The sequence below is a fragment of the Thalassococcus profundi genome, assembly GCF_003344785.1.
Classification (GTDB): Bacteria; Pseudomonadota; Alphaproteobacteria; order Rhodobacterales; family Rhodobacteraceae; genus Puniceibacterium; species Puniceibacterium profundi.
The window spans coordinates 130,269-145,192 of the sequence record NZ_QPMK01000010.1 but is presented as its reverse complement, the minus strand read 5'-3'; the positions used below and the strand labels follow the sequence as shown (position 1 = coordinate 145,192).

Sequence of the window (14,924 nt, the reverse complement as noted above, 5' to 3'; positions counted from 1 at the left end):
CGCCGATGGCCAGTGCATCGGTGCCGTTGGCGATGGCCTCGTTGCCGATGGCGGTGGAGAGGTCGCTCTGCGCGTCGGCGTTCTCACCCACGGCAAGGCTGCGTTCGCCCTGCGCCGTGGCGAGGTGGCCGAAGGCTTGCGCGCGCTCGGCGGTGGCTGCGGACTGCCAGCCGATGGCGGTTGCGCCGGGGCCGTTGGTCACCGACTCGCCGCCCACGGAGGTGGTCGAGGGGCCGGTGGCCGAAGCGGTGTCGCCGATGGCCAGAGCATCGGTGCCGTTGGCAATGGCCTCGTTGCCGATGGCGGTCGACAGGTCGCTTTGCGCGTCGGCGTTCTCACCCACGGCAAGGCTGCGTTCGCCCTGTGCCGTGGCGAGGTGACCGAAGGCCTGCGCGCGCTCTGCGGTGGCTGCGGACTGCCAGCCGATCGCGGTTGCGCCGGGGCCAGCGGCGACGGTCTCTCCGCCGATGGCGGTGGTCGAGGGGCCTGTCGTTGCGGCTTCGGACCCGATGGCCACCCCGTCGGTCGATGTGGCGTCGGTGGTGGCCTGGTCGCCGACCGCGACGGAAAAATCACCGTCCGCCGTCGTGTTCACGCCGCATTCGGTCGAGTTGGTTCCCGCGCCGATGTTGCATTCGGGCGTCCCGTCCGCCGCTGCAATACCCGCGCCAAGCGTCAGAGCAATCACCGCCGTGCCGCTGCGGAGGCCAGCCAATAGTCCGGTTTGTTTGATTGTGGTCATAACGTTTCAAGATCCCCTAGGAGCAAATCACTTCGAAATCACGACGAACCATGTGCCGTCGATCCCAGGCACGGAGGGGTCGGATAGAAAGTTTCGGGAGCAGTGAATAATTTTTAGGGGACATGCGAAAACCGCGGTCAAAGCGCAAGAAACAGGCGGGTCCCTTGCGTCGCGACACCGGGCTTTGCAGGCGCCGCGGATTGTCCTACAAGGCAACGTGTCGGCTTTGCGCCTCTGGTAAAGCGCGATGCGGCCCCGTGGCTCAACTGGATAGAGCAGCCCCCTCCTAAGGGGCAGGTTGCAGGTTCGAATCCTGCCGGGGTCGCCAGCGCTTTGCTAAGATGCTGGCTACGCACCGCTTTTTCCTTCGATTTGGAACTTGTTCGTAGAAGTTGGAACTTCATGTTCCTCTTTCGCTCTCGAGAGGGCCCTCCTCTTACTGAAATCCTTGATGTACCGCTCGATCTCCTTGAGGCTTTCGTGGCCAGTCCAAGCGCCGATCTGCGGCGCGGAGCCGCCCATCTCTGCTAGCCCTTTCGCACGTGCCTTCCGAAGCCCGTGAGCTGTCCGGGAGGCTTCGCCGGCCTTGCGGGCCTTTGCGGCGAACCATTGCGAGACGGCCTTCGATGAACGGGATGTCCCCTTCTGCGTGTGCAAGAAGGTCATCTGCCTTTCGTTTCGGGCGTGGATCGCCTGCTTCAGGAGCGCGAGGTCGGGTCCGGCAGGCTCAGCGAACTCGGGAAGCTCGCGGTTGAACGGGATCCAGACTTCGCCGCCGGTCTTCTGCTGGCGGAATGTCATCCAGCCTTCGCGCTCGACGTTGCCGGGGCCCAGGTGCACGGCGTCCGATACGCGGGCGCCTGTCCAGTAGATCAGCTCGAAGGCGAGGCGCTCGACGCTGCCCAAGGGCCAGTGGGCGCAGAACGCTTCGATCTCGTCGTGGGACCAAGGTACGTGCCCGTCGCTCTTCGTGGTGGGGGACTTCTTGAGCCCGTCGCTTGGGTCACGAGGAAGGTCGTCCTGTTCGACCATCCATTTGCAGAACCCGCGCCACATCTTGAGCCGGTTGTTTCGGGCGTGGGCGCTGAACCCGGACAGATCCTTTGTGATGTGCTTCGGTGCCAGATCGCAACGACTGGCGTGGCCGTACCGCTCCGCAACATCGTCGAGCATGCGCCGCCGTGCATCGCGCGTTCCCTGCGCAAGGACACGGAACTGATCGCTCGCCTCATAGAGCTCGACTCCGGAAGCGATGCTATCCACGCGCGAAGGGTGCCGTGGTCGCACGCCGGCAGCCTTGGCGTACGCGTTCAGAAAGACGGGATCATCCGGTGGCAGGTCGGGCATTGCGATGCCGCGGTGTCCCTTGGGGCGGTAGTAGAACCGGACATTGCCACTCGGAAAGCGGCCATGCCACATCCCGCGACAGCAGGGACATGTAGCTGGCCGCCGAGGTGGTCCCGACAGTTGCGCGTGGCAGGTAGGGATAGATGTCGAGGTCCAGCTTCGGCGGCCGTTTCTCGACATGGCAGAGAACGAGGTGCTTGACGGCATCGAAGCCGACGGCACCCAGTTGCAGTGCCTTCTTCACGGCGGCATAGAGGTCGTCGAGGCCGAAGGTCTCGAGCAGGCGCAAAACCTGGACATACTCCCGGCGTCCGGCCTTGATCATCCGCGCCTCCATCAGACGGCGCAAGGTCGCGAACTCCGGTGGCAGGTCCCACCCTGCCAAGGGCGCCGCCTGATCCAGGGCATTGATCTTGCGCTCGATGAGCGGAAGGTAATGCACTGGATCGAAGACCATATCCTCGCGGTCGTAGCAGCGTGGATGGCGTGCGATGATCCCGCCGCCGCAGCCGATGACCACGTCGTCGACATAACCCCTGATCCAGACGTCGCGGTGGCCGTAAGCGACCGGCACCGAGTAATCGTTGGTCTTGTAGCGCACCAGCGCCTGGGAGCTGACCCGCCCCGTGGCCTGATCGCAGGCATCGAACGGCGCCGCCGGCAGGTCGGACATCGCGACCAGATCCCGCGCGAGGCGTTGACCGATCGTCTCGGATTGGCCGCGCAGGACATCTGTCTGGCGCTTGCGGCACTGCTCCTCGAGGTAGGCGTTGAACGCGTCCCAGGTCGCAAACCGAGGGGTCGGCACCATGAAGTTGCGGCGGGAATAGCCGACCAACCCCTCGGCGTTGCCCTTGTCGTTTCCCTTGCCCGGGCGGCCGTAGCGGTCGCGGAGCAAGTAATGCGACTGGAACCCGCTGAAGAGCGTGGCCCTCTGACGCGTTCCGTCCGGCAGGATCTTCGCGACCAGACAGCGGTCGTTATCGTAGAGGACCGAGACGGGCACCTTGCCGAAGAATGCGAAGGCGTGGACGTGACCATCAATCCAGGCTTCCGCTGTCGCCGCGGGATAAGCACGCACGAAGCAGGCATCACTGTGCGGCAGATCCATGACGAAGAAATGCGCCTTCTGCTCAACGCCGCCGATGAAGACCACCGCCTCGCCGAAATCGGCCTGGGCATGTCCGGGCGGATGCGTCAGCGGCACGAACATCTCGCGGCCGCGCCGTTCGCGCTCCCGCATGTAGTCCTTCACGATCGTATAGCCGCCGGTAAACCCGTGCTCGTCGCGCAGCCTCTCGCATACGCGCTTCGCCGTGTGCCGCTGCTTGCGATGGACCTCGCGATCGCCTTCCAGCCAGCCGTCGATGATCCCGGTGAAGGCATCCAGCTTCGGCCGCTTCACGCGGGCCGTCCGCCGATATCCGGGCGGAACCGAGAACGCCATCATCTTGCTGACACTGTCGCGCGAAATGTTGAAATGCCGCGCAGCCTCTCGCTGGCTCATGCCCTCCGCACAGGCCAGCCGAACCTTCCGATACAAGTCCACGGTGAAAATCCCCCCAGCCTCCCTGCAAACAGAAAGGCTTCAAGGTGGACGACTTTTACGCCGCACGCAGCAGGATCATCCCGCCGCTACCGCGGCCGACTTTTGCACCGCCGTTCTCAATTTCACGGAGGACCACTTTTCAGGGGGCAGGCCAAAGGAGACCACCGTCAAACGCTTCCACTACGACAGCCATGATCAGCTGCGAACGCACCTCACGCACTTCGTGGCAGAAAACAATTTCGCGCGCCGGCTCAAGACCCTCAACGGGCTCACCCCCTACGAGTACATCTGCAAGATCTGGACTTCAGAGCCGGACAGATTCATCTTGAACCCGATCCACCGAATGCCGGGGCTGACCACCTAGATGCGTCCTACACATCACACGCCTTGGGGCGCCGTCTCCTGGCCGGTCCGGGCGTCCTCGACGGCCGCGAGAATCTGCGGGCCCAGGCTCATCGGGTCGAAGGGTTTGGCGATGACCGCGACGGCGCCCTGGTCGAGCAGGTCCTGAACTTCGGACGGTTGCACACGGGCCGTCATGAAGATCGCCGGCACCTCTTGCAGACCCGGCAGCTTGCGCAAGGCGCGCAGCACGTCCGGGCCGCTGGTTCCCGGCACCATCACGTCCAGAAGCAGCGCATCCGGCGCGAAGGCCTCTGCCCTGGCGATGGCGTCGTCGCCTGTGGCGCATTGCATCAACTCGAAGGCACCGGTCATCTGCAACGCCATCTGGCTGATCTCGAGGATGTCGGGATCGTCTTCGAGGTGCAGGAGTCGGATCATGTCGGCAGGGTCCTCCGGGTCAGCTCACGGCCTTCAGCAACGGTCGCGAGTCAGTCATAGCGCCCGCCTGGGTTTTGGGAAAGCGCACGAAGAAGGTCGTCCCGACACCTTCGGCGCTTTCGAAGTCCACCTGGCCGCCCTGCTGTTCGACAATCGCCTTGACGATGGCGAGGCCCAGCCCGGTGCCGCGCACCTGAACATCGGAGCTTGAACCGATCTGCAGGAACTTCTCGAAGATGCGCGGCTGCATGTCTTCGGGAATGCCGCGGCCGAAATCCTGCACGGAGATCTGGTAACTGTCGTCCGTGTCGTCCAGCCGCACGATCACCGTCCCGCCAGGGCGCGAAAACTTGGAAGCGTTGGACAACAGGTTGTTAAGCACTTGCAGCGTGCGGTCGAAGTCGATCATGACCTCGCCCCGGGCCGTGTCCTCGCGTTGCACCGTGACGTCAAAGCGGTCGGCGAAATGCTGGTTCGCCAGCATCGCCTCGTTGATCAGCGCGTCGAGCTCTACAGTTACAGGGTGGAAGGTCATGTTGCCGGTGCTGATCTTCTCAATATCCAGAAGGTCGTTGATGATGTCCACCAGCCGGTCGGCATTGCGGTGGGCGATCTCGAGCATGACGCGGACCTTGTCCGGCAGTTCGCCACCGGCCCCCGCGAGCAACAGGCCCATGGACCCCTTGATCGAGGTCATGGGCGAGCGCAGTTCGTGGCTCACGGTGGAAATGAACTCGTTGCGCAGGGTTTCCATCTCTTTCTCCGCCGAGATGTCGCGCAGCACCGCCATGATCTCGGTATGCGCCCCCGAAACCCGCAGGACCTGCAGGCGCAGTTCGAACGCGCGGCCCGTCCGGTCGATCTGGAAGCTGGTGAAATCATCGCCGCTGTCAAGCAGGTCCTGGACACTGTCCAGAAAGTCGCGGCTCTCGAAAAGCGGACCGAAGCCGCGCAGCCCGGTGGGCGCCTCGGCATCGGTGTCCTTGCCGCGGGACCGGTTGGCCGCCTGGTTGGAATACTTCACCGTGAAGGTCTGGCTGTCGAAGATGATCACCTCGTCCATGAGTCGGTCGAGTGCGGCAAAGATCTTTTCCCGCGCCTGTGCCTTCTTCGTGGCGCTGATGTCGGTGCGGACCGAGATCGACCCGCAGGGCCGGCCCCTGTCGTCAAGGCCGGGCATGATCGTCAGGTTGGACCAAAGAGGAGCGCCGGAGCGGGTGCGCAGCAGGCTCTCGCCCTCCCAGCTGCCGCCACGCTCCACCACTCTTCTGAGCAATTGGTAATGTGCCACATCGTCGGGAAAGTAGAGTTCGGTCACCCGTTTCCCGAGCAGGTCCTCGGCCGTATAGCCCGTGGCTTCGAGAAGCTTTTCGTTGACATGCGTGATGCAGGTGTCGGCATCCGTGCGCAGCACCATGGCATGGGAGTTGAGCGCCCGCACCTCCTGGTTCAGCTTCACGGTGGCGCGTTGCAGGACCTCTGCGGCGCGGTGCGACAGGACCACGGCCGCGAGTATCGCGATGGCGCTCACGGTTCCGGCGCCGGCAATCCAGGGTAGGGCGGTGTCGAGCCAGGGGGCAGAGGTTGAGACGGCGAAGATCGTGAGGCCGTGCAGGGAAATGAGGACCGCGATCAGCCCGCGCACAACGGATTTGGGAAATGTCATCTCAAGCGGGCCTTTCCAAAAATTCCGTGTTCGGAGCGATCGGCGTCGGGACATCCCTGCCGCAGATCGAATATTGAAACACGGTGTACCAGTAAGCGTTCGATAAGATGCCGAAAGCGGGCCATTTCGAAGGAAAATTGAACAAAATCGTGGCAGAGACCATCAATTATGTCCTCATCCGGCGCGCTGCTGCCGCGTGATGAAGGCGGCGTCGGCCTCCACGATGCGGACGGTGAACCAGAATTCCGTGGGGCCGCCTTCGGCGCGGTCGTATCCGATCCCGCCGCCCATCCGCTGCACGAGTTCGTACGCGATGCTGAGGCCCAGCCCTGTGCCGCCTTTTTCGCGGGTGTCCGAAGAATCGGCCTGCGAGAAGGGCTTGAAGAGCTTTCTCACGAAGTCTTTGGGCACGCCGGGGCCATCGTCCTGCACCGCGATGCGAAGAAACGTTCCCTGCGTTTCGGTCACAATCCGCACCGTGCCGCCCTTGGGAGAATACTTGCAGGCATTCGACATCAGGTTGATCAGCACCTGCATCATCCGGCCCCTGTCCACCAGGATCGTCGGATCGGAGTCCACCGGGTCAAGATCGACCTGCACGCCGTATTGCAGGGCCAGGGGCGCCAACTGGTCCTGCGCATCCTTCAGGATGGCCAGCGCCGGCTGGTCGGACAATTCGAAGGACAGGCTGCCGCTGTGGATCTTTTCAAGGTCGAGAATATCGTTCACGAGTTCCGTCAGCCGGTCGACGTTGGCATGGGCGATATCGAGCAGGCGGCCGGCCGAGGCGGGCAGGCCCTGCGGCGCGCTTTGCACCAGCGAAATGGCGCCCTTGATCGACGTCAGCGGCGTGCGCAGCTCGTGGCTCACGCTGGCGACGAATTCGCTTTTCAGCCGTTCGACCTCTTTGCTCTGGGTGATGTCAAGGAACTGGATGATGTAGATCCGCTCGCTGGTCTTGGGATCGCGCGCGGGGATGGCATTGGCCAGCGCCCACGCGGTGCTGCCGTCGGGCCGGTCGATGGCAAGCTCGCCGCGGAACGCGTCCTCGTGCTTGCCGCTCATGCTGCGCAGCGTCGGCGCCAGCAGGTCCCAGTCCAGCTTGCGCACCAGCGTCTCGAGCGACCGGCCGTCCTCGAGCTCGGATTTCTCCCGTCCGGTCAGGCTGCACATGGCGGCGTTGACCGAATGGAACCGGAAGCTCGAATCGAGGATCGCCTTTCCCACGGGGGCGTTCTCGAAGGTCTGCCGGAAACGATCCTCGCTGGCCTTGAGCGCAGCCTGGGCCTGGCGGAATTCGGTGATGTCGACCTGCGTGCCGATCATCCGCAGCGCCAGGCCGTTTTCGTCGCGTTCCCAGACCACCGCGTCGGACCGCATCCAGCGCACACCCTTGCCGGGCACCTGGATGCGGAATTCCGTCGTCGACCGTTCCGTACGCCCGGTGATGCAGCCGCGATCGGCCTCGATCAGCAGGCGCAGGTCGTCGGGATAGATCTGCGCCATGAAATAGGCCTGGGTATCGAAATCCGCGCCGCGGTCCTCGACGCCCATTATCTTGCGCCAGGTCTCGGACACGACAGAGGTGCCGGCGATCAGGTCGACGTCGAACACGCCGATCTCCGATCCCTTGAGCGCCTGGTCGAGCCGCTGTTCGGTCTGCTCAAGCTGCGAGGCGGCCAGCGCCTGTTCGGTCACGTCATGGACAAAGACCGTACGGCGGACCTGCCCGTCGCCGGTGGTCCAGCTGTTGGCATGCACGTCCAGATACACTGGCTTCGTCGGGGCGGACATGCGGAAATGCTTGATCCGCCGCGGCCTGTCGACGAGATCGGGCAGGGCGACGATTTCGGCGATTGCCGGTTCGGCCGGGCCGTCTTCGGGGATGTCGAGCATCGCCCGCGCCGCGGCATTGGCGCTGACGACCCGGTCCGCGCCGTCGAGGATCACGATCCCCACGCGGGCATTGCCGATGATCGATTCGTTCTCGGACATGCGCGAGGTCAGTTCGCGGGTCTGCGCCTCGACCTTGCGTTCGACGATCTGGCGTTCGTTCCGCATCCTGTAGAGCGTCAGCCAAAGCATAAGCGTCAGAAGCAGGCCGACGGCCAGCACCAGCAGGTCGAGGTGATTGATATAGGCGACATCGAAGGCGGGTAGGGTCTCCCATTGCAGCGTCCATGTGCGCCCGAAAAGCGCGACCTCGGATTGCCGCGTCAGAAGCGGTTCCCGCGCCTCGGCGGGTTCGGGCGAGGACGTGTAGATCAGCGTTTCGGGCGAGGCAGGGCCGTCGTAGACGCTGAGCCGGAACAGGCGGCCCTGGCCCTGGGTCAGATCGGCCAGCGCCTTGGCGCCGACAAAGGGCGTATAGACCCAGCCCTCGAAAGCCGCGCGGCGCTCTGCCACCGTCGCTGTGGGGGCATCCTTGCGGAAATACGGATGCAGCAGAACGAAGCCGGGCTGGTCGCTGGTGTCCTGCACCAGGACGATGCGCGCGCTCAACCGGCTTTCGCCTGTGTCGCGTGCGGCGATCGCGGCGTCGCGGCGGTTTTTCTCGAAGGCGATGTTGAGGCCGATGGCCTCGGCATTGTCCTCGGCGGGTTCGACGAACTTGATGATGAAGCGCTCCGGGCCGTCGTAGGCCGGGTGGACGTCGCGCACCGCGAAGCCCATCGACGCAGCCTCCTCAAGGAAGTCATCGACCCCGCCCGCGGGCACGTCGCGGATAAAACCGATGCCGGTGATCCCGGGCAGCGCCGAAGAGACGTCGACGCCCTGGAGGTAGCTCTCGACGTCATCGTGGCGCACCTCGTCCGAGGCCATCATCATGCCCTTCAGCCCCTCGAGCACGAGATGATAGCTCTGCATGCGCGTCTCCAGCGCGCGCTGGCTGTCCTCCGCCATGGTGCGGAAATCGCGTTCGGCGAAATCGTGGGTTGTGTTTCTGACCCAGGCAGCGGCCGCGAAAACCACGAAGGTGCACATTACCAAGAGGCTGATACGCAACGCCGTGAACTGTGTCTTCCGCACTTGTTAACCTCGCCCGGGACGGGCACGTGTCAGGACACCGACGTGTGGCCCGCGTCCATTTGTGTGTCGACTGGAATAGCTATCCCGTTCGTCCCCGCGAGATGCAGCAATTTGGCCGGAAAACACGACATGGTAGAAAGATGCCGCAAATATGCAACATAGCGTGGGGAAAGAGCGGCGCGCCGAAATCTCGGTGCGGCGCCGGCTCACGCTGCGTCACGCGCCAGAGCTGCGAAGCCCATGATGCCCTCGCGCAACCGCGGCCAGTCCGGTGTTCCGTGGCTGATCCAACCGTCGATCGCCTGTTCGCACGCACGCGCCTCGGCGCCAAGCCGCGGCAGGCCGAGCGATCCGGCGCTGCCGGCAATCTGGTGCAGCACGGTGCGCGCCTCGATCAGTGCCGCGTGTCGCGCGGCGGGGTCCTGCGCCCGCGCCAGCGCGGCGTCGAGCGTCGCCAGGCGGCCGGCGAGCATGGCGTCAAAGCGCTGCCGGACGCGGGCGAGGATCGCCACCATCTCGGGCGATTGGGTCATTGTCCGACGACGCCTTCGTACCAGATGCGGTCGACCTGTGCGTCGATGGCCTGGCCGTAGCTCTCGGCGCTGGCATGCGCCTGCACGAGCGCCTCGGAAATACCGTCCGAGTTGCGTCCCACCAGGCGCACGTAGTCGCCGGCGCAGACCTGCACGCAAGGCGGACAGTCGAGTCCGTAGTCCAGCTGCATCTGTTGCAGCAGCAGGTTGATGCGGCTGACCAGGGTCTTGCGGTCGGGCAGGTGGCCGTCCTCGATCAGGCAGATGAAGGACCCGTTGCCCGCGTAGGACATGACAAAACTGTGGTCGCGCAGGCTGTCCGACGTCGCTTCCGCCACGTCGGTGATCAGGCTTTCGAACATGAAAGGTTCGCAGGCGGCATGGAAGTCGCCAATCCGGCGGATGTGGACGGCCACCGCCAGCGACGTGAAGAGCGACCGTTTGCTCAGCTGCCGCGCATAGTTCTCGAACGAGAAATAATCGATGACGTTATCGACGTCGTAGATCGGCACCTCGGCCAGCAGTTCGCGGCGCTGACCCTGCGCGACGGCGGCAGAGGCGTCGGTCTCGAACCGCGCCATCTCGCTCCGCCGGAGCGCGGCGGTGCGCAGGCGGCGCTGCATGTCGCCGATGTCGAACGGCTTGGTGATGTAATCGGTCGCCCCGGCAATGAAGGCCGCGTCGACATACCGCTTTTCGGTCATCGCGGTGAGCATCACCACCGGTGTCGTCCGGAACTCCGGGCGCTTGCGCAGAGCGGTGCACAGGTCGATGCCGTCCATGACCGGCATCTGGATGTCGAGCAGAAAGCAGTCGATCATCGGCGTTGCGGGATCGTCCAGCAACTTCAGGGCTTCGGGACCCGAGCCTGCGGTCAGCAGCTCCTGGTCGTCGCTCAGTCCGATGATCTCGCGGATCAACTCAAGGATGATCGGGTCGTCGTCAACAGCGAGAATACGCACGGGACGTCTCCGGGTTTAAACTTCGTTAAGATACAACTTCGGAGAGAATTCTGGCGCGATTGTGGCATTGTTCGTGAATTACCGTGTTCGCACAGCGTAAAAAATGAATTGTTTCGGGCGGCCCACCAATGCCGCGGCGGTCTCAGATGACCTCGATCACGCCCTTGTCTATGGCCAGCACATAGCCGCGGCGGGCGATGTTCTTGACCAGAAGTTCGGACACCAGCTGGTTGCCGAGTCCGTCGCGAAGACGCTTGATGCGGGTGGCGCCGGCGGCTTCCTCGCAGTCGGATTCGCTGCGGCCCGAGATCACCGCCTCGATCTGCGCGCCGGTCAGCATTTCGTCGTCAAGCCGTGCCTCCGCCAGAACGGCCAGCGTCTCCATCATCGCCTCGGTCAGCTTGAAGCCCATGGTATTGAGGTACACGGTGTTTTCCTCGCGGCTGATGATCAGGCTGCTGACCTGGATGCCCGACCGTTCGATCTGTGCCATGCGGCGGTTGAGCGTGACCAGCATCACCAGGAACACCAGCGCCGCCACCAGCAGGGCGGTCGCGAAGACCAGCAGCACGAAGATCACCATCCGGTAGCTGGCCAGCGTCTCGGCAAAGGCGGTGCCGGATTGCGCGAGGATCTCCAGCAGCTTGATCTCGGCCTGGGCGGTGAGGTCGTCGTTCTCGATGAAGATCCGTTCCACCCGGGCGTTGAACGCGCCCGCGTCGGGCAGCGTCAGCAGCAGCAGCGCGCCCGCCAGGATCAGCAATGCGACGATGGCGACAAGGCCCCAGGTGACGATGCGGCCGCCGGTCCGGCGGGCCAGCGCCGCGTCAGAAGCGGAGGAAGTAGGGTCCGGCACTGGCCTTCCTTTCGCCAAGCCCCGATGCGTCGAAGACCGAGACCACGTTCAGCAGCGTCCAGCCATTGGCCGAAAGCCGACCCGACAGCGCGGCGCGGGCCGAGTCGACGGTGCAGGGGCCGGTGATCTCGGCCACGCCGTAGTGCAGCCGCAGGGGATTGTCCTGCTTGGCCTTGTAATCGGCGTAGCACGCGGCCTGCGCGCTCGCGGGGGCGCAGAGCGCCAGGATCAGGAGCATTCGTTTCATGCCGCCAACCTGCGCCGGGCGGCGCGGAAATTCAATATCCATGGGGCTTTGCGGCGCGGTTATCCGATAGCAGGGGGGCGATATTGCCTGACTTCGGGGGGCGGGCCCAGCTTGGTGCCATGGACGCGGGCCGACCCGGTGCGTGGCCGCAGATCGCAAGACCACAGAAAGCAAAGGAGATACCCCATGTCACGCAGGTTCATCGCCACCATCCTCGCCGCCGCCATCGCCGTCACCGGCTTCACCGCGCGGCCCGCTCAGGCGAACGACGCCGAGAAGATCGTCAAGTTCCTGGGCACCGCCGCGACGATCTACATCATCGGCAATGCCATCAAGGAGGCGCGCGCCGACGATGACCGCAAGGACAAGAAGGTGCACGACCAGCGGTACTACCGCGAGAACCGTCGCGATCATGCCCAACGGTGGCAGCGGGATCGCTGGGACCAAAGGGATCAGCGTCAGCACGGTGCGCGCCGTGACAGCCGCGGCCTGCCGGCGCAGTGCCTTCTGACCGGTGTGCCGCGGCGCGGAGACTCGGTGCAAGTCTTCGGCGCGCGCTGCGTCGAGCGCAATTACCGCCACGCCAGGTATCTGCCCGCGCAGTGCCGCGCGCAGATGCAGACGCGCGAGCGGGGCGTGCGCACGGTCTACGTGGCGCGCTGCCTGCGCCGCGCCGGCTTTGACGTGGCGCGTCGCTGACGGGGTTCGGGCAGGAGGGCGGCCGATCCCCCGTTGCGGGCCGTCCTCCGGAAAACGCAGGGCACCGGAACACCGGGCCCTGCGTTTTTTGATTTGGGGGGCTCTGCCCCCGTCGCCGCAGGCGGCGACTCCCCCGAGGGTTATTGAAAACCGGAGAACCGGGGGAGTCGCGCTGCGGTTCCCGGCCCCTGCGCTTTGCGGGGGCGGCGGACTGCACGGTTGCGCCGCGGCGGCGACTGGTGTTTCTGAAGCCATGGGATTGCCGGATTACAGTTTGGAGGCGGCGCTGGGCGATATCCGTGTCGCCGGCGTCGACGAGGTCGGGCGCGGGCCGCTTGCCGGGCCGGTCGTGGCGGCGGCGGTGGTGCTCGACCCGGGCCGCATTCCCGACGGCCTGAACGATTCCAAGAAGCTGTCGGCGGCGCGGCGGGGTGCGCTGTCCGAGACGCTGATGGCGGTCGCAGAGGTCGGTGTCGGAGAGGCCAGTGTCGAGGAGATCGACGCCCACAACATCCTGCGTGCGTCGCATCTGGCAATGATGCGGGCCATCGCCGCGTTGCCGCAGGCCCCCGATCACGTCCTGGTCGACGGCAACCTCGTTCCGCGCGATTTTCCCTGGCCCGCCACGGCGGTGGTCCGCGGCGACACGGTTTCACAGTCGATCGCCGCGGCCTCAATTGTGGCGAAAATACGGCGCGATCGCCTCATGCGGGATTTGGCGCAACACTATCCCGGCTACGGCTGGGAGACGAATATGGGATATCCGTCGAAAAGCCACAGGTCGGCTTTGATACATCTAGGGGTGACCCCTCACCATAGACGATCCTTCCGGCCGGTCCACAATATCTTGTATCAAGATTAAATCTTAACCCGCTGATTCAAAAAAGAAATTGACCGCGAATCGGTCATGACTCATCTTTGTCGCAACCAAACGAGTGCAAAATGCACCGAGGGACAGAGGCAGAAAATGACGAAGATGACCAAGCTGAAGAGCGCCGATGCGCTCCCTCTCAACACGATCCTGGACGGCGACTGCATCGAGGTGATGAACGGTCTGCCGGAGGCATCGGTGGACCTCATCTTTGCCGATCCGCCGTACAACCTTCAACTTAAGGGCGATCTGCACCGTCCCGACAATTCCCGCGTCGATGCGGTCGACGACCACTGGGACCAGTTCCAGAGCTTCGCCGCCTATGACAGGTTCACAAAGGACTGGCTCAAGGCGGCGCGGCGGCTGCTCAAGCCCGGCGGCGCGATCTGGGTGATCGGCAGCTATCACAACATCTTCCGCGTGGGCACGGCGTTGCAGGATGCGGGGTTCTGGATCCTGAACGACGTGGTCTGGCGCAAGTCCAATCCGATGCCGAATTTCCGCGGCAAGCGTTTCACCAATGCCCACGAGACGATGATCTGGGCGTCGAAGGGCGAGGGGGCGAAATATACCTTCAACTACGAGGCCCTGAAGGCGCTCAACGAGGGCATCCAGATGCGCAGCGACTGGGTGCTCCCGATCTGCAACGGCGGAGAGCGGCTCAAGGATGCAGCGGGTGAAAAGGCGCATCCGACCCAGAAGCCGGTGAGCCTGCTGCACCGGGTGCTGGTGGGGTCGACCAACGTGGGCGACGTGGTGCTGGACCCGTTCTTTGGCACCGGTACGACCGGGGCCGTGGCCAAGATGCTGGGCCGCGACTGGATCGGGATCGAGCGCGAAGCGGCCTACCGCGCGGTGGCGCAGGCGCGCATCGACGGGGTGCGCAAGTTCGACAAGGCGGGGCTCGAGGTCACGACCTCGAAGCGCGCCGAACCGCGCATTCCCTTCGGCCAGCTGGTCGAGCGCGGGATGCTGCGCCCCGGCGAAGAACTCTACTCCGTCGGAAACCGGCACAAGGCCAAGGTCCGGGCCGACGGCACGCTGATCGGCAACGACGTCAAGGGGTCGATCCACCAGGTCGGCGCGCATCTCGAAGGCGCGCCGAGCTGCAACGGCTGGACCTACTGGCACTTCAAGCGCGACGGCAAGGTGGTGCCCATCGACGTGCTGCGCCAGCAGATCCGCGCCGAGATGGTCGAGCGCCCGAACTAGGCGCATTCCGAACACAACAGAACACCGCCGGCGCCTCGCCACAAGCTGAGGCGCTGCCTTGCCCCGCCTGTCCGTCAGGCGGGGCCTTTTCGTTATACCTGCGATGATGGATGGCGCGCCGCGCGGTTTGCTGACATGCTGTGCCATGCTCGTCAAACAAAGCCTCTCCATTTCGGATATCCGAGTTCCCGCCAAGCGCGGCAAGACGCTGGATGCCGCGAGGCGCGATCTGCTGGCTGAAGACCTCATCGAGCACGGTCAGACGACGCCGATCCAGGTACGCAGCGAGGGGTCAGGGTATATCCTGATCGAAGGTCTGCACAGGCTCGAAGCGTTGCGGTTGTTGGGCGAGATTCGGATCGACGCGTACCTGGTGCGGGCGCGCCAGCACTGAGCCGCGAAACTTTGCCTCCCGGTCCGGCGTGGT

General features: G+C 64.5%; 12 protein-coding genes, 1 tRNA gene and 3 pseudogenes. 6 read left to right on the top strand and 10 right to left on the bottom strand.

Annotated features, from left to right (window positions below; translation table 11 throughout):
* Nucleotides 1-742 (bottom strand): annotated as a pseudogene (locus tag DU478_RS13840) (hypothetical protein); the annotation flags it as partial.
* A gap of 251 nt (nucleotides 743-993) precedes the next feature.
* Here DU478_RS13840 and DU478_RS13835 point away from each other — a divergent pair.
* Nucleotides 994-1,070: transfer RNA gene (locus DU478_RS13835), tRNA-Arg, on the top strand.
* 20 nt (nucleotides 1,071-1,090) lie between these two features.
* Here DU478_RS13835 and DU478_RS13830 read toward each other — a convergent pair.
* Both DU478_RS13830 and istA read right to left on the bottom strand, forming a co-directional pair.
* A complete protein-coding gene (locus DU478_RS13830; protein ID WP_158545784.1) occupies nucleotides 1,091-2,089 on the bottom strand; it encodes a tyrosine-type recombinase/integrase in 999 nt (332 codons plus the stop codon).
* A 79-nt stretch (nucleotides 2,090-2,168) separates the two neighbouring features.
* Nucleotides 2,169-3,638: pseudogene (gene istA, locus DU478_RS13825) on the bottom strand (IS21 family transposase); the annotation flags it as partial.
* Between the two features lie 154 nt (nucleotides 3,639-3,792).
* Between istA and DU478_RS13820 the strand changes: the two are divergent.
* Nucleotides 3,793-4,002, top strand: a pseudogene (locus DU478_RS13820) (IS481 family transposase); the annotation flags it as partial.
* A 14-nt stretch (nucleotides 4,003-4,016) separates the two neighbouring features.
* Here the strand turns inward: DU478_RS13820 and DU478_RS13815 are convergent.
* The 7 genes from DU478_RS13815 to DU478_RS13785 all read right to left on the bottom strand — a co-directional run bounded on the left by DU478_RS13815 (nucleotide 4,017) and on the right by DU478_RS13785 (nucleotide 11,715).
* Nucleotides 4,017-4,421, bottom strand: a complete 405-nt coding sequence (locus DU478_RS13815) for a response regulator (protein WP_114511554.1) — start codon at nucleotides 4,419-4,421, stop codon at nucleotides 4,017-4,019.
* A 19-nt stretch (nucleotides 4,422-4,440) separates the two neighbouring features.
* Nucleotides 4,441-6,087, bottom strand: coding sequence for a sensor histidine kinase (locus DU478_RS13810; protein ID WP_158545783.1), 1,647 nt, complete (start codon nucleotides 6,085-6,087; stop codon nucleotides 4,441-4,443).
* A 174-nt stretch (nucleotides 6,088-6,261) separates the two neighbouring features.
* Nucleotides 6,262-9,060 (bottom strand): CHASE domain-containing protein, encoded by a 2,799-nt coding sequence (locus DU478_RS13805; protein ID WP_158545782.1) that lies wholly within the window; start codon nucleotides 9,058-9,060, stop codon nucleotides 6,262-6,264.
* Nucleotides 9,061-9,323: 263 nt separating this feature from the next.
* Nucleotides 9,324-9,650 (bottom strand): Hpt domain-containing protein, encoded by a 327-nt coding sequence (locus DU478_RS13800; RefSeq protein ID WP_114511551.1) that lies wholly within the window; start codon nucleotides 9,648-9,650, stop codon nucleotides 9,324-9,326.
* Nucleotides 9,647-10,612 carry a response regulator gene (locus DU478_RS13795; RefSeq protein ID WP_114511550.1) on the bottom strand — a complete coding sequence of 322 codons (966 nt, stop codon included), beginning with the start codon at nucleotides 10,610-10,612 and terminating at the stop codon, nucleotides 9,647-9,649. The genes DU478_RS13800 and DU478_RS13795 overlap by 4 nt, the downstream gene beginning before the upstream one ends.
* A gap of 142 nt (nucleotides 10,613-10,754) precedes the next feature.
* The gene (locus DU478_RS13790) at nucleotides 10,755-11,468 is read right to left on the bottom strand and encodes a hypothetical protein (RefSeq protein ID WP_114511549.1); all 714 of its coding nucleotides are present in this window, start codon (nucleotides 11,466-11,468) and stop codon (nucleotides 10,755-10,757) included.
* A complete protein-coding gene (locus DU478_RS13785; protein WP_114511563.1) occupies nucleotides 11,440-11,715 on the bottom strand; it encodes a hypothetical protein in 276 nt (91 codons plus the stop codon). Before DU478_RS13785 ends, DU478_RS13790 begins: the two co-directional genes overlap by 29 nt.
* Nucleotides 11,716-11,901: 186 nt before the next feature.
* On the opposite strand from DU478_RS13785, the gene DU478_RS13780 reads away from it, so the two are divergent.
* The 4 genes from DU478_RS13780 to DU478_RS13765 all read left to right on the top strand — a co-directional run bounded on the left by DU478_RS13780 (nucleotide 11,902) and on the right by DU478_RS13765 (nucleotide 14,891).
* Nucleotides 11,902-12,414: a hypothetical protein gene (locus DU478_RS13780; protein WP_114511548.1), complete on the top strand. Its 513-nt coding sequence runs from the start codon at nucleotides 11,902-11,904 to the stop codon at nucleotides 12,412-12,414.
* A gap of 253 nt (nucleotides 12,415-12,667) precedes the next feature.
* Nucleotides 12,668-13,276, top strand: a complete 609-nt coding sequence (locus DU478_RS13775) for a ribonuclease HII (protein ID WP_114511547.1) — start codon at nucleotides 12,668-12,670, stop codon at nucleotides 13,274-13,276.
* A 105-nt stretch (nucleotides 13,277-13,381) separates the two neighbouring features.
* Nucleotides 13,382-14,497 carry a site-specific DNA-methyltransferase gene (locus DU478_RS13770; RefSeq protein WP_114511546.1) on the top strand — a complete coding sequence of 372 codons (1,116 nt, stop codon included), beginning with the start codon at nucleotides 13,382-13,384 and terminating at the stop codon, nucleotides 14,495-14,497.
* A gap of 145 nt (nucleotides 14,498-14,642) precedes the next feature.
* Nucleotides 14,643-14,891 (top strand): ParB N-terminal domain-containing protein, encoded by a 249-nt coding sequence (locus DU478_RS13765; RefSeq protein WP_114511545.1) that lies wholly within the window; start codon nucleotides 14,643-14,645, stop codon nucleotides 14,889-14,891.
* Nucleotides 14,892-14,924: the final 33 nt, after the last annotated feature.

Bases quoted from the DNA above. Each gene is read 5' to 3' on its own strand.
- DU478_RS13765 (WP_114511545.1), top strand. From the start codon at position 14,643: ATGCTCGTCAAACAAAGCCTCTCCATTTCGGATATCCGAGTTCCCGCC.
- DU478_RS13780 (WP_114511548.1), top strand. From the start codon at position 11,902: ATGTCACGCAGGTTCATCGCCACCATCCTCGCCGCCGCCATCGCCGTC.
- DU478_RS13775 (WP_114511547.1), top strand. From the start codon at position 12,668: ATGGGATTGCCGGATTACAGTTTGGAGGCGGCGCTGGGCGATATCCGT.
- DU478_RS13815 (WP_114511554.1), bottom strand. From the start codon at position 4,421: ATGATCCGACTCCTGCACCTCGAAGACGATCCCGACATCCTCGAGATC.
- DU478_RS13810 (WP_158545783.1), bottom strand. From the start codon at position 6,087: ATGACATTTCCCAAATCCGTTGTGCGCGGGCTGATCGCGGTCCTCATT.
- DU478_RS13770 (WP_114511546.1), top strand. From the start codon at position 13,382: ATGACGAAGATGACCAAGCTGAAGAGCGCCGATGCGCTCCCTCTCAAC.
- DU478_RS13800 (WP_114511551.1), bottom strand. From the start codon at position 9,650: ATGACCCAATCGCCCGAGATGGTGGCGATCCTCGCCCGCGTCCGGCAG.
- DU478_RS13785 (WP_114511563.1), bottom strand. From the start codon at position 11,715: ATGAAACGAATGCTCCTGATCCTGGCGCTCTGCGCCCCCGCGAGCGCG.
- DU478_RS13830 (WP_158545784.1), bottom strand. From the start codon at position 2,089: ATGCCCGACCTGCCACCGGATGATCCCGTCTTTCTGAACGCGTACGCC.